Source organism: Acidobacteriota bacterium (assembly GCA_022562055.1).
Classification (GTDB): Bacteria; Actinomycetota; Acidimicrobiia; order Spongiisociales; family UBA5794; genus BMS3BBIN02.
The window spans coordinates 1-13,450 of record JADFQA010000018.1 but is presented as its reverse complement, the minus strand read 5'-3'; the positions used below and the strand labels follow the sequence as shown (position 1 = coordinate 13,450).

The window sequence follows — 13,450 nt, the reverse complement described above, 5'->3', positions numbered from 1 at the left end:
ACCATGTTCGACCGACTGTTCGACCAGTGCCAGACCTCTCTCGCAGCCATGGATCTCGGACTTGACTCGTTTCCGAATGCTCCGAATCTTGACCCGCTGGCCCTGCTGCCATTCAATGTGATTGTGGGCGCGGCGCGCTTCAAGCCGGATGGATTCCAAAGTCTCGGTGCTGATGTCGATGTCGTGCAAGATCCCGGCTGGCAGGTCCTGTAATTCTTTGCTCAGTCGTTGAATGGTCGCGCCCAAACTGGCGTCGTTTTCCGTCATATGCTCACCTGACAGGATGGACCAACGACCTTACAACAGCGAACGTATGTTCGCAACCACACGATCGTGTCACCCGTGGTCCGGGTGGCCCTTGCTGTACCAGCGGCAGCGTCCGGGAGCCGCATTACCCGGCCCTCCTCGATGCGAGGGGGAAGGGTTCGGCTCGATCAAGTCTTGGTCGGACGTGAGAGCATCGGGTTGGGTCGTCGACAGCCCTCGGACGTGCCAATAGGGGATTTCGTCACCTTGTCGATGGTTGTTTTTTATGGTCTACTCGCGGGATGCCAGATGATGACGCCAACAGCAACAGGCTTCCCACGATTGAGATCAGCGCCGAACTGCTCGATCGATATGACCGTCCTGGACCGCGCTACACGTCATACCCAACAGCGGTTGAGTTTCATGAGGGGTTTGGGCCTGACGACTACGGAATTCGGCTCACGGAGGCTGCCGATCGACCGGATGCCCCTCTGTCGTTGTATGTGCACATGCCGTTCTGTGAGGCTCGGTGTTCGTTCTGTGGCTGCCACGTCGTCATAGCCCGCAGACAATCCGTTGCCGACGTATATCTCGACCGTTTGATTGCAGAGTCACAACTCGTTGCCGAGCGACTCGGCGAACGTCGCACCCTGGTTCAGTATCACTGGGGAGGGGGCACGCCCACCTACTACACACCCGATGACCTTTCCCGGCTGCATGGTGCACTGCTGGACCGCTTTGAGCTGGCGCCGGGTGCGGAGGTTGCAATCGAGGTCGATCCGCGAGTCACATCTACCGAGCAACTTGAGACTCTGGTGGAGCTCGGGTTCAACCGTCTCTCGCTCGGGGTGCAAGACACTGACCCGCTAGTGCAGGAGCTCATCGGCAGGAATCAGACGTGGGAGCAGACCCGAGATCTCTACGACAATGCCCGTCGGCTCGGTTTCGAGTCGATCAACGTTGACCTCATCTACGGGCTTCCCGGCCAAACCGAAGCGACGATTGCAAAGACGTTGGAGCACATGATCACCCTTCGACCAGATCGGCTGGCCGTCTACTCGTTTGCGTATGTCCCGTGGGCACGTCCCAATCAGAAACGAATCGACAAGTCGATGCTGCCCGACCGGGACACCAAGTTCGGCCTCCTGGCACAGGTGGTCGAGACGTTCGGTGCGGCTGGATATCGCCGCATCGGAATGGACCACTTTGCGCTGCCGGATGACGAGTTGGCTGTCGCCGCCGACACCGGCACGCTGCACCGCAACTTCATGGGTTACACGGCCACCCGTGACACCGAAACGGTGGCACTCGGCACGTCAGGCATTTCCGATATATCGGGCGCTTATGCTCAGAACCACAAACGGCTGGCTTCGTATTACACCGCAGTTGCCGCCGGGGAGCTGCCCATCGAAAGGGGAGTGGCACTGACGCCCGACGATTTGCTCCGCCGGTATGTCATCACCGAACTGATGTGCAACTCGCGGGTGTCATTTCGCCGCGTTGAGGAAGATTTTGAGATTGAGTTCTCGGACTATTTCGCCCGGGAGCTCACCGTCCTGAAAACCGACAAGCGATTGGCGGATCTGATCCAGGTAGATGACCGACAGATCAAGGCCGTCGGGTTTGGGGACATGTTCATCCGCAACGTTGCAATGGTGTTTGATGCCCATCGGGCAGCAGACCCGGCGACACCACTGTTTTCGAGAACAGTATGACCCAGGTCGTTGTTGTTGGTGGAGGATTCGGCGGCTTACTCGTCGGTGCAGAGCTAAAACGCCGAGGTGCTGATGTCGTCGTGCTCGAGGCGGATGACCGTCCCGGAGGTGTCGCCGGCACCGTCAAAGAGGGCGGATACCTACTTGAACCGGCGGCCGGATCGTTGCTGCTTCCGCATCCCGCCATGAGTCCGATCCTCGACGCGGCTGCTGCCGAGATGGTCCCGGCAATCAGCCACAAACGTTTCGTCTACGAACGCTCGACCCTGTACGAGGCAGGGCCGGGTGCCGTCCTGTCCCGGCTGGTGTCGTGGCGCGCTAAGTTCCGAGCGGTGCGAGAGCCATGGGTCAAGACACCGCCCGAGGGTGACGAATCGCTGATGGCGTTCTTCGTTCGACGGTTAGGGCCCGAGACCGGTGCGCTTGCCGCAACGCTGATGGCACATGGCGTTTTCGCCGGTGACCCTGATCAACTGTCTGCTCGAGCAGCATTCGGTAAGATTGTCGCGCTGGAAGACGAGGCAGGTAGCCTGGTCCGCGGTGGGTTGGCACGCAGGAAACAACGTCCAGATGGCGTGCCCCGCGCCTCGGTGCACGTTCCCCGGTTCGGAATGTCCGACCTTGCGAATCGTCTGGCAAGCTACCTCGGTGCTGCGTACCGACCGAACTGGACGGTGTCGGGGCTTTCGCCCGTTTACGGGGGCTGGCGAGTAGAGGGACCGGGCGAAATAAGGGCCGACACGGTAATCGTCGCATTAGCGCCTTCGGCGGCTTCAGCGGTCGTTCCCCCTTCTGTGAGTGACGTCCTTCGCATAGCCGTCGCGGCGCCGGTGGCGGTGATCGGTCTCGGCGTTCCAGATCTGTCCCTACCCGATGGTTTTGGAGCGTTGGTGGGTCCGAACGCCGACGTGCGGATACTCGGTGCCTTGTTCGAATCGTCTTACGCGCCTGCGCGCGCTCCCGAGGGGCACGCTCTCATCAAGGTCATCGTTGGTGGCTCTGCCGATCCCGAGATCCTCGAGCTCAATGATGCCGGACTCGTGGAGTTGGCGTGCACCGAGGTCGGCCGCATGCTTGGCGAGGCGATTCACCCGACCTGGACCGCGACGATCCGCAATCAAGGAATCCCTCAGTACAACCTCGGTCACATGTCCTGGTTGGCGAAACTCGACACCGCCCTCGACCAGCACCCGAACTTACACGTCGCCGGATGGGGCTACCGAGGAATCGGTCTCACCTCACTGGCAGATGATGCGGTCCTCATTGCAAACCGGATCGCGTAGGCCGACGCCTTTTGGCGTTCGTTCAAGTGCCCGACGTTCGCAGACATAGTCCGGTTAGGGCGTTTCGTTCGGGTCGTGGCACTTTTCGCATCGGCCGCTGATTGCGAAGTGGGCGAGGTCGGGGGCGAACCCAGTTGTCTTTTCGATGCGTGACTCGATCGGGCGCGTTGCTGCGGTGTCGAGGCTTGTCACCGAGCCGCATGTGTCGCACACGAGATGGGCGTGTGGTGCGCTGTCAGCGAGGTGGTACACCGCTGCACCGTGGGGGAGATGCGTGTGCGTGATGATGCCGGCCTCGGTCAGGGTTTCCAATGTCCGATACACGGTGGCGGTGTCGATGGGGCCAGACGGCGTGGTTGCAGTTTCAGCGATGGCTGCAGCATCGAGGTGGTCGTCATGTCCGCTGGCTATTACCTCGCACACTGCGCGGCGCGGCGCGGTGATTCGTAGTCCGCGCGTGCGGAGAGCTTCAACAAGAGTGTCTGCGCTGACATGCATAACCCAATCGTAGGCGCCACGCGTCGTCTCGAGTCGTGCGATCGTGCGCTAGCAACCCCGCACCATCGTGTTTTCGATTGCGGCTGCGTGGCTAGGTTCCCCGTTGTCAGCAGCAAGGCATCGGTGGCACGACGAAACGTTGGGCTGATGCGCTCGGTCCCGAGCTCTTCGTTGCGTTCGGTTTCACGTGGCCGCGCTCCAACGCCAGGTTTTATGGTGGTGCTCGGCCGGTGGCGGCTGATGGCGATGTGTCTCTGAACAGTCTTTGATCTTCCTCCGGTTTCCCGGAACACCACCGTGTCCGGAGAAACGGGGGAACATCACTTCTGGCATCCGCGCCTGGATCTCTCATCAGGTTTAGTCGAACTTCTCGCTTTTCGGAGGCGATGAGACGCCTGGCGCAAAGTCAAGGCGAACCCGAAGATGAGATGACCCGAAGAGTGTTGGCTGCGATGATCTCGGCTCCAAGGCGAAGCAAGGGTGAACCCACCGAGGAAGATTGGCGTCGACTTCTCCATACTGCGGCGGATTGCTGTGGTGCGGCCGGCTCGTACGCCTTGTTGCGCCCTACGGACGCCCGGCTGGTCCTAGAACCCAAACTCGCAGAACTAGCGCAGCGGGACATCGGCATCCTCGTGGTCAACCCGGACTGCTACAGGTACCTCGCTTCACAACTGAAGCGAGAGCGCTCCCGGATTGAAGTCATACACCTTGCCGAACTCATGACCCAAGCGACATCCGCATGATGATCCGAATCGTCCCCGACCGAAGGTGTAAATCTGATATCTGATGCAGAGACATTTGACCCGTTTTCACTCGCGGGACGTGTGGCCCTGGTCACGGGCGCTGCGCGCGGCATCGGCGCAGCGATAGTCCGCCGTTTCACCGAAGCTGGCGCCAAGGTGGCAATCACCCATCTCGGCACGGAGCGCAATGAGCACCTGTCCGCAGCCCTCATTGGGGAGCTCGCGTCCGACCGCGTGATGGCGGTGATAGCAGATGCTGCCAGTGGCCCTGACATGGAGGCTGCAACGAATCGAGTGAGCGCTGCATTCGGTACGGTCGATGTGTTGATCCTGAATGCAGCCCAGGTTGGGCACCTACCTTGGGACGAGATCACCGTCGATGACTGGGATCGGATGATGGATGTGAACCTTCGGGGAGCCTTTGTCGCTTCACTCGCGGCGATCGAAGGAATGAGGAAAACGGCTATGGCAAGATCGTCACGATCGGCTCCGTGATGGCGACGACAGGGGACTCGCGAGCGCTTCACTATGTCACCACAAAGGGTGGTCTCATCGCGTTCACTCGCTCGCTATCCCGCTGCGAGGGCGAGAATGGAATCCGTGGGAATTGTGTGATTCCGGGCGCTATCCAGGTGGAACGAGAGAGTGAAGACGGTTCGAATCCGGAGGCGACCCTCACTTGGATGAAGCAGGTCCAGGCGCTCAAGTATCGAGGTCAGCCTCATGACATTGCCACCGCCGTCCAATACTTGTCCAGCCCAGCGAGCGACTTCGTCTCCGGACAGGTGCTCACCGTCGATGGAGGATGGACCAACTACTGAGACCTTTCCCGTACGGAGCAGGATCATTTCAAACTGCGAGTCGGAACCCAACAACCGCGCAATGCGCGGTCACCGGTAGCACGATTCCGACATGGATGGAGCCCCGGTCGCCGCCGCATGACTAGCTGATCCCGCCGATGCGTCTCACCCTAGGAGGAGGGACATCGGCGGGATCGGATAGAGACCGAGATACAAGGTCAACGCCTATTCGGTCACCTCGTTCAGGCGCCCTGTTTCAACTTCGAACACGAACCCTCGGATCTGGTCCTTGTGTGTGATGAAGGGGTTCGCTTGGAGACGGGCTATCGATTGGCGGACATCCTGTCGTGGGTCAGGGAACGCTTCGAGAGCGAACGACGGCCTGACGCCGAGCTCGTCAGCAATCGCGTCCTTCACATCATCGTCGCGGAAGGTGAGCATCCCACAGTCGGTGTGGTGGATGAGGATGATCTCCTCGGTGCCCAACAACCGTTGTGAGATCACCAGCGACCGGATGGCGTCTTCGCTGATGATGCCGCCAGCGTTTCGGATCACGTGGGCTTCGCCGAGATCGAGGCCCAGGATCGCGTATACGTCGAGGCGTGCATCCATGCAGGCGACGACTGCCAAGTGCCTTCCTGGCGGCATGGGCAGGTCTCCTTGGTCGAAGCTCGATGTATAGGTTTCGTTGTTTCGTACTAGTTCATCTGTGGCGCTCATTGGAATGCTCCTTTCGTAGTGGCGGGGTGATCAGGGGCCGACTTCCACTGGCACGTCGACCAGTGACCCGTATTCGGTCCATGATCCGTCATAGTTCTTGACGTTCGGGTGGCCGAGAAGCTCGTTGAGGACGAACCAGGTGTGTGATGAGCGTTCACCGATCCGGCAGTACACAGTCGTCTCTCCCTGAGCTGTGGCGCTGTCTCCGTACAGTTCCTGAAGCTCTTCGGCAGACTTGAATGTCCCGTCCTCGTTCGCGGCCTTGCTCCACGGAATGTTCCTCGCCCCCGGTATGTGACCGCCGACATATGGCTGTTCCTGTGGCAGGTGATCTGGTGCCAGCTTCTCGCCGCTGAACTCCTCGGGCGAGCGCACGTCGATGAGCGTTGCCGAGCCGACAGACTCGAGAACCTCGTCGCGGAAGATCCGCAGCTCAGGACGCTCGGCACCGGAAATCTCGAATCCGGTGGGTTCAAGAGACGGTACTTCGCTTGTTGATGGCAGGCTCTGCAACTCCCACTTCGTGCGGCCACCATCGAGCAGCTTGACATTGTCAAAGCCTCGATACTTGAGCAGCCAGTAGGCGTAGGCAGCGAACCAGTTGTTGTTTCCTCCGTACAGGACCACTGTTGTTGCCGAGCCGACAGCGGCCGAGGACAACAGTGAGCTGAAGCCCTCCTGGTCTATGTAGTCTCGCCGCACGGCGTGATGGAGGTCCTCGGACCAGCTCCACGCGATCGCTCCCGGAATGTGATTCTCTTCATAAAGGGTGATGTCCTCGTCGACGTCGATGATTCGCACATCCGGGTCGTCGAGGTGATCGACGAGCCAGTCTGTGGAGACCAGCGCGTCAGGATTGGCATAGGTCATGTTGGGTTACTCCTGTTGGTGCGTGGTTGATACGAACGTACGACGCGGCTCGAAAGCCAGGGAATATCTCTCAGGGCGGTGGCGTCGTTAGGAGCGCTGACGGCGTGCGATGCCAGCGCTCGGGTGGTCCACCCGAGAGCACATACACAAACACATACACGTCATCAGCAACAACATCGTGGCGAGCGTAAGTGACCGTGCACCGCATGTCAAAACGGGCGGCACAGATTCGCCAAGACGTTCCTAAAGCCGACTCCGGAAGGCCGCACTACCGATGCCACGAATCCTGTGTCTAAGACGGTTGAATACTGCGCGGTTTAGCGGGTTTCATTGGTGGCTCCCATTTCTTTGTGTTTGTTCTTGAGGCGGTAGGAATCGCCTTTGAGGGTGAGGATGTGGGAGTGGTGAACAACGCGGTCGACCATGGCTTCGACCGCGACGGCGTCACCGAAGATCTCGGCCCATGCTGAGCACGTCTTGTTTGATGACACGATGAGGCATGATTGTTCGTAGCGTTTCGACCCGATTGATTCCGTCGGAGCCAACGAGGCATTCGATCGTTGGACGGAGACCTTCGACAGATAGGCAACGATGGGGGATTGCCGGATTGGATGTTCGCGATAGCTGCACCGACGATTTTGGGCCGACACGCAAAATACCACCAACTTGGGTTAGCTCGGATGGTTGCGATTCGCTGAACCCACGAGGTGTCCACGGGCCACAGGTCACAGAGCCGAATAGCAGTTGGGCCATAGGCCGATGGTCGCAGCTTCAAGTCTTGGCTCCACGGCGAATGGAACCCTTCGGAATCCTGCATTTCTCCGCGGTTTCGTGACGTCTGAGTTCGCGCGACGGCCTCGCGCTCACACCTGTGTCAGACGAACGTGGTTTCTCGGCTTCACGCCGCTCGAAGCACCGCTCTCCAGGGTTGTCGCCGTGTACTTAGGGTGAGGCTCGGTTCGCCGACACCGTTGCCCTATCACTTCTGTACCGATCGGTGCTATAGTCCAATGCATGTCCATAGGCCGGCCGCTCGAATACAGCTCGGAGCAGGTGCTCGACACCGCCATGGAGCTGTTCTGGCGCAAGGGCTATGGGGCGACGTCGCTGCAGGATCTCGTGGGAGAGATGGGTCTGTCGCGCAGCAGCTTCTACCAAGCCTTCGGTAGTAAACGGCAGCTGTTCCTCAGCTGTCTCGAGCGGTACGAGGAAGCGACCGCTCTCCATCTGGCCACGAGTCTCGACGGCGCCGCGACCGGGCGGGAGTTCATCGAGGACACGCTGCTCTGGGCGATCGAGGAAGTCGTCGAGGGGACCGATCCCAAGGGCTGCCTCGTCGTCAACACCGCCAACGAGTTCGCACAGCGGGACGAACAGGTGGCGGCACAGGTGTCGCAAGGCTTCGACAAGTACCGAGCGATCTTCCTAGCGGCGACACGGCGCGGACAAGAGGACGGCAGTGTCCGCAGCGACAAGGAGGCGACCCTTCTCGCCAACTACCTGATGACGAGCATGAGTGGTCTGCGGACGATGGTCAAGGCTGGCACAGACCACGAGGTGCTTCGAAGCATTGTGGCGATGGTGATGAGCGCTATGTAACGCCGTGGCCTCGCCGGGAAGAAAGAAATGTCCGTTTCATATGTCGAGAGACAAAAAGGAGAACAAATGTCCGTTTCATATGTCGAGAGAGAGCAGGCAGACGACCTCACCAACGACTTCTACAACGATTCCGAGGGCCGGTTCGAGATGCTGCTGAACATCTTCAAGGTATTTGGGCACACCCCGAAGCTGGGCCGGATCTTTACCGACTCGGTACTGGAGATGCTTCAGGACGGCGAGCTCGACTGGAAGACCAAAGAGCTGTTGATCCTCAAGGCGACCCTCCGCAATCAGTGCCAGTACTGCGTCGTGCAGCACGAGGCGGTGTCGCAGCGGCTCGGTATCTCGGCGGCAAAGATCGCCGAACTCGACGGCGACGCCTACCAGAAGAGCGACCTCTTCACCGAGAAGGAACGGGCTTTGCTGGATCTGACGGTCCAGATCGGCGTTGACGCCAACCGTATTCCGAAGAGCCTTTGGGACCGGTTGGATGCCGAGTTCACGCAACCCCAGATCGTCGAAGCGGTCTATGTGATCACGCAATACATCGCGATCAGCAAGTTCGGTGATGCCCTCGGCGTAGAGCTTGAGCCTGTGTTTCTGGGCGGTGAGCCGATCCTTCACGTCGATCACCACGGGTAACGCTTGACGAAGGACGTGAGACGCAAGGCCGGCGAGCCCTAATGTGCCTGCTGGTGCGCTTCTGGAGCGGACTTCCAAACCCCATCCGACCCTTTCCTTGGGCCACGTCTGGGCCACCAGAGCATGAGAACCGACCCAAAAGAGCGCGAACTCTCGCGAAGGGCTGAGACATCTCGGATGTCTGTTTCCCCTTGTCCCATAAGGGGTTTCTGACCTTAGATCCGGCCAGAATGGGGCTCCGCGGGTAGGACTCGAACCTATAACCAATGGATTAACAGTCCACCGGATGTCCGATTCGATCACGGAGAACTTCGAAGAAATGAGGGACCGGACCCTGCATGACGAGCTCGCAGCCGGGTCGAATAAGCGCGGTGATTCTGAGTTTTGCTTCCTCCAGGACCATCGAAAATCGGGCTTCGGCTACGACACAACGAGCCTGACAAGTTCGATCACCAGGAGACCGACGGTCGCGATTGTGTGTAACCGTCGGGAAGCTCCTTCGTTGTCTCGAGAGACATCGCTTAGGAACAAGGAGATCTCAGTTTCGGACGAATCCGGCCTACGGCGGCTGGAAAGCTGGACGCTGAACGTCCAATCTGGATGCTTTCCACGGGGAGCCTTTGCAACCATCACATAACCTCGGCTCTCCCGGGGAGGAGACCCAACGAACCGGTGGCTCCCGACGTTCAAGTAGTCATGTCAATTTATCATCCCAAACCATGCGAGACGACGATCCGAATGGTGGGGTCAACAACGAAGCCGAGCATTGGCTAGTCGAGTTCGGCGAGAGGATCATGGACAAATTCCTCCTTGTTCGATGTGAGACTGCAGGCTGGGCCTAGGCGGAGCTTTCTGCAGCACCCCGGCCCCCTGCTCTCTTGGAGTCCTACATGTCACCTATTGCATCGAGTGCGCAGAGACAGGGCAGCTCACCCCTCAACACGGGATTCCGGGCCACCTCAGGACGTTCATTCGCTGGGAACCGTATCCACAGAGAGAGCGGCGAATAATCCGACGCAAGGTCATTGAATCGAGAGGCCTCCCAGAACCTCCCGGGAGGATCTCATTCGGACCTTTCATAGAGAAGCTGCAGAGACTCCGGCGAGGAGGCAATTGGGCAATCCCGCATCTGAAACAGACAGTGTCGGTCAGATGTCGATGCGGCCACAATCCACAGGCCCGGCCAGCAAGGCTTCTGGAGGAGGCTACGAGAGCCAAGGGAGACACCCCGTATCTCAACTCATAGTGTGGGCGCCAATCAATCTAGAGTGGCGCCTGGACACTGAACGACCAGGCGATGTGATCGGTCGCTGCCGCGACCTCGAATTACGGTTTGCTCGTCGGGAATACAGCCAGGTGTCAAGTGCCAGGAGTCCGCGAGAGATTGAAAAGCCCCGCGAAACGACGGGAGTCAACACGTAACAAATTCCCTGGCCAGCGCCCCGTTTTCTAGGTCCTCCCAGGTCAGCGAGGCCCTCTGATCTTGACTGGCAGCCAAGGTGTCAAAGGCTTGAATTTCCTCAGCTCCCCGCATGAGAAGGGAGCGATGGAACCTCAGGCATAGCTTGGGATTTCGTAGCGTGTCGCGAATGCGTCCAGAGTTGGCCCGCGACGCTGCAAGGTGTTGAGTGGCGCGATTGCCTGAAGTCTGTGCTACGCAGGCGTTTTCGCGAGATGTCGGGAACTGTTGCGAAGTGTCTGAGTGGACTGTCAATCCGTTTGTCGCGGATTCAAGTCCCACCCCCGGACCCGATATGGCTCTTGAGCGTTTCTGGAGGCACGCTCCGAGGCGGGCCTGTGTCACTCCGACGCTTTTCGGATCGCAGGGCTGGCTGCGATGGCTGCGAGCGTCTCATGCGCCTGTCTTGCCGGTCTCGGGCTTTGGTCCATCGCGCGTCCATCGCGCGAGAGGGTGGGATGGAGCGGGAAATGGTGAGAAACGTTGAGAGGCGAAAACCCAGTCAGGACAGGCGTTTCACGGGTTTCCCCAGGTCAGCGGCACCCCCAGAATCGGGCTCATAACCCGAAGGTCGCGGGTTCAAATCCCGCCCCCGCTACAAACAGAAACCCTTGAGACATTGACATTCTCAAGGGTTTCGCCGCGTCTGGGATCCTCCGGAGCGGCCCATATCAAACCTGTGTCAAACACGGGTACCGGAACTTGACATCGCACGGGTACCGGAACTTGACATCGCACGGGTACCGGAACTTGACATCGCACGGGTACCGAAACTTGACATACCGAAACTTGACAGTGTGGTCAAGAGGAGAATGAGATGCGGAGACGACTAGCGGTGGGATTGATCACCGTGGCGGCCACTATGTCCTTGGCGACAGCGGCTTCTGCACACGCTGGCTCGCCATGCAACGATAGCGGCGAACCTGGCAATTCCGATTATGCGGCGCACCATATCGCCGCGTTGGCACATGACGGCAACTTGGGCGACGGCGGCCACAAGCCTGGAGTCCACCAGGGTTTCTCATTGTGTCTGGGAGTGCACACGCCGTAGGCACCAATGCACAGGTTCAGAGGGGGCTGTCGCCATGTGGCGGCGGCCCCATCTGACCTGCATGCTCTGGTTCGGTATTGCCCGCCGAACCATGATGCAACGACCACTAGACGTGAGTGTTAGTCTCAATCGAGAGGCGGAACCTATGCGACGAACTCTGGCACTAGCAATCACGGTGGTTTGGGTGGTGCTCGGCGCGCTGCCTGTCTCGGCACAAAATGCGCCCGCTGTCGGAGACACAGCCTCCTTTGAGGCAAGTTTCGATGAGACTGACGGGGCCTGCGGTTTTGAGAACTACACCGACGTCTACACCGCAGAACTCGGTGAAGACGACCAGGGTCGATACATCGACCTACTACAGACGTCAACGGGCGACGCCGGACGTTTGAGACTCAATGAAACCGGGGATCCGTTCATTGAGCCCGAAATCACGGAAGAGGACTGGACGGTTCTCGCCTACAATGGCGATGTTCTGGCGGGTGAGTACGCCTATGACAGCAACGGGTGCGTTCAGCAATGGCGGGCAGAGTTGTTCCTGCCGCCAGGATATTTCCAGTTTCTCGTAGATGGCCAGGCCGCTCCTCCGACCGAGGAGACAGCCCCTCCGACCGAGGAGACAGCCCCACCAACCGAACAAACTTCGCCACCATCTACTGAGGAGACCACCGCTCCAACCGAGACAATCGTACCCCCCACCGAGGCAACCGCACCGCCGGTAACTGAGGGTTCTACCGACGCTGGCGCTGATACCACGGGAGATTCGGGCATTGATTTCTTGCTGCTCATCCTCATTGCGATCTTGGTGCTGCTGTTCGGCTGGGGGTTCTATTGGTTCTTCTTCCAGAGACCGAAGCGCCTGTATCGCTTCGATCGAGGCGATGCAGGTGAGTTCATAGATGACGACATCGAAATTGTCGATGGGCTTGACCTCCCCACCTTCGGCGACTTTGAAGAAGCTGAGGAGGTGTTCCTCCCGCCCCGAGGTGAGGACATTCCCGACGAGGAACCTCCAGACCATCGCCTCTGTGACAAGTCTCACGAGCTCTGGCGCGAGAGCGTTGATCGTCTCACGCGCCTAGAACAGGAGGCCGACGACCGCGTCGGGACAGATGACCCGATTGCGGACATCCACAGCCGCATGCTCGACGAAGCTCGTGCGTCAATGGAGGCATATCGCCGCATCTACGACGAGTGTTTAGAGGCGCACCCCGAGGAGGCACCCGCTACGCCTGACCAGCTCGGAGGTGAACAAGCGCAGCCAACAGACGAGCCCGGTGACGAGAGCGAGCCTGGTGACGAGAGCGAGCCCGGTGACGAGAGCGAGCCTGGTGACGAGAGCGAGCCTGGTGACGATCCGGACTCTGGGTTGCCCGGAGTTATCGTCCCTCCTCCCCCGCCCCCGGTCGATCCAGCACCCAAACCCGACTGCGTCGATGGCTCGAGCAAGATCGTTGTCGAGAGTGAAAAAACCTTCAGGGTCGCAGGCGGGAACATCACTATTCTGGGCGCTGGGCCCAACTCTCGCTTCGGCGGCAACGGAATATCGGGTGCCGATCTGTCGAATCTTGATTCATCGGCGCTGGAGGATGTATTTCTCGGAATCGAGGCCATGGGCGCAGCGAACAAGGTCACCGTCACGATCCCGACGAAACTTCTGACGATCAAGTGCATCCGCGTCATGCACTGCGTGAGTGGAGAGTGGGTCGAAACAGACCGCTCCCGTGTCGAGGAGAGCACCGCGGGTCCACCTGTCTCCGCTAGGTGGAGGTCACAGGAACGAAGGGGCAGCGGTCGCCAGGTCACCAAGAATGTGATCCCGAT

Annotated in this window: 13 protein-coding genes and 2 tRNA genes; 10 read left to right on the top strand and 5 right to left on the bottom strand. The window is 59.5% G+C overall.

Annotated elements, in window-relative coordinates; translation table 11 throughout:
* The first annotated feature begins 3 nt into the window (after positions 1 to 3).
* From IIC71_07755 to IIC71_07745, 3 genes are all read left to right on the top strand, one after another.
* The gene (locus tag IIC71_07755) at positions 4 to 213 is read left to right on the top strand and encodes a hypothetical protein (GenBank protein MCH7669078.1); all 210 of its coding nucleotides are present in this window, start codon (positions 4 to 6) and stop codon (positions 211 to 213) included.
* A gap of 335 nt (positions 214 to 548) precedes the next feature.
* On the top strand, positions 549 to 1,961 hold the full coding sequence (gene hemN / locus IIC71_07750; protein ID MCH7669077.1) for an oxygen-independent coproporphyrinogen III oxidase: 1,413 nt from the start codon (positions 549 to 551) through the stop codon (positions 1,959 to 1,961).
* A complete protein-coding gene (locus IIC71_07745; protein MCH7669076.1) occupies positions 1,958 to 3,244 on the top strand; it encodes an FAD-dependent oxidoreductase in 1,287 nt (428 codons plus the stop codon). Before hemN ends, IIC71_07745 begins: the two co-directional genes overlap by 4 nt.
* 54 nt (positions 3,245 to 3,298) lie before the next feature.
* On the opposite strand, the gene IIC71_07740 is transcribed toward IIC71_07745, so the two are convergent.
* Positions 3,299 to 3,742 (bottom strand): transcriptional repressor, encoded by a 444-nt coding sequence (locus IIC71_07740; protein MCH7669075.1) that lies wholly within the window; start codon positions 3,740 to 3,742, stop codon positions 3,299 to 3,301.
* A gap of 386 nt (positions 3,743 to 4,128) precedes the next feature.
* Here IIC71_07740 and IIC71_07735 point away from each other — a divergent pair, with 386 nt between their 5' ends.
* From IIC71_07735 to IIC71_07725, 3 genes are all read left to right on the top strand, one after another.
* Positions 4,129 to 4,488 carry a (Fe-S)-binding protein gene (locus IIC71_07735; protein ID MCH7669074.1) on the top strand — a complete coding sequence of 120 codons (360 nt, stop codon included), beginning with the start codon at positions 4,129 to 4,131 and terminating at the stop codon, positions 4,486 to 4,488.
* A gap of 81 nt (positions 4,489 to 4,569) precedes the next feature.
* On the top strand, positions 4,570 to 4,983 hold the full coding sequence (locus IIC71_07730; protein ID MCH7669073.1) for an SDR family oxidoreductase: 414 nt from the start codon (positions 4,570 to 4,572) through the stop codon (positions 4,981 to 4,983).
* The gene (locus tag IIC71_07725) at positions 4,980 to 5,309 is read left to right on the top strand and encodes an SDR family oxidoreductase (protein ID MCH7669072.1); all 330 of its coding nucleotides are present in this window, start codon (positions 4,980 to 4,982) and stop codon (positions 5,307 to 5,309) included. The genes IIC71_07730 and IIC71_07725 overlap by 4 nt, the downstream gene beginning before the upstream one ends.
* A gap of 204 nt (positions 5,310 to 5,513) precedes the next feature.
* Here the strand turns inward: IIC71_07725 and IIC71_07720 are convergent, their stop codons facing one another.
* The 3 genes from IIC71_07720 to IIC71_07710 all read right to left on the bottom strand — a co-directional run bounded on the left by IIC71_07720 (position 5,514) and on the right by IIC71_07710 (position 7,369).
* Entirely contained in the window at positions 5,514 to 6,008 is a 495-nt protein-coding gene (locus IIC71_07720; protein MCH7669071.1) for a carbonic anhydrase, read from the bottom strand.
* Positions 6,009 to 6,038: 30 nt separating this feature from the next.
* Positions 6,039 to 6,878, bottom strand: a complete 840-nt coding sequence (locus IIC71_07715) for a sulfurtransferase (protein ID MCH7669070.1) — start codon at positions 6,876 to 6,878, stop codon at positions 6,039 to 6,041.
* A gap of 317 nt (positions 6,879 to 7,195) precedes the next feature.
* Positions 7,196 to 7,369, bottom strand: coding sequence for an ATP-binding protein (locus IIC71_07710; protein MCH7669069.1), 174 nt, complete (start codon positions 7,367 to 7,369; stop codon positions 7,196 to 7,198).
* A gap of 523 nt (positions 7,370 to 7,892) precedes the next feature.
* Here IIC71_07710 and IIC71_07705 point away from each other — a divergent pair.
* Together IIC71_07705 and IIC71_07700 are read left to right on the top strand one after the other, a co-directional pair.
* Positions 7,893 to 8,477: a TetR/AcrR family transcriptional regulator gene (locus IIC71_07705; GenBank protein ID MCH7669068.1), complete on the top strand. Its 585-nt coding sequence runs from the start codon at positions 7,893 to 7,895 to the stop codon at positions 8,475 to 8,477.
* A 66-nt stretch (positions 8,478 to 8,543) separates the two neighbouring features.
* A complete protein-coding gene (locus IIC71_07700; GenBank protein MCH7669067.1) occupies positions 8,544 to 9,119 on the top strand; it encodes a carboxymuconolactone decarboxylase family protein in 576 nt (191 codons plus the stop codon).
* A 236-nt stretch (positions 9,120 to 9,355) separates the two neighbouring features.
* Here the strand turns inward: IIC71_07700 and IIC71_07695 are convergent.
* A tRNA-Asn gene (locus IIC71_07695) sits at positions 9,356 to 9,425 on the bottom strand.
* Between the two features lie 1,685 nt (positions 9,426 to 11,110).
* Here IIC71_07695 and IIC71_07690 point away from each other — a divergent pair.
* A tRNA-OTHER gene (locus IIC71_07690) sits at positions 11,111 to 11,173 on the top strand.
* Positions 11,174 to 11,774: 601 nt separating this feature from the next.
* A partial coding sequence (locus IIC71_07685) for a hypothetical protein (protein ID MCH7669066.1) occupies positions 11,775 to 13,450 on the top strand: 1,676 nt, incomplete at its 3' end.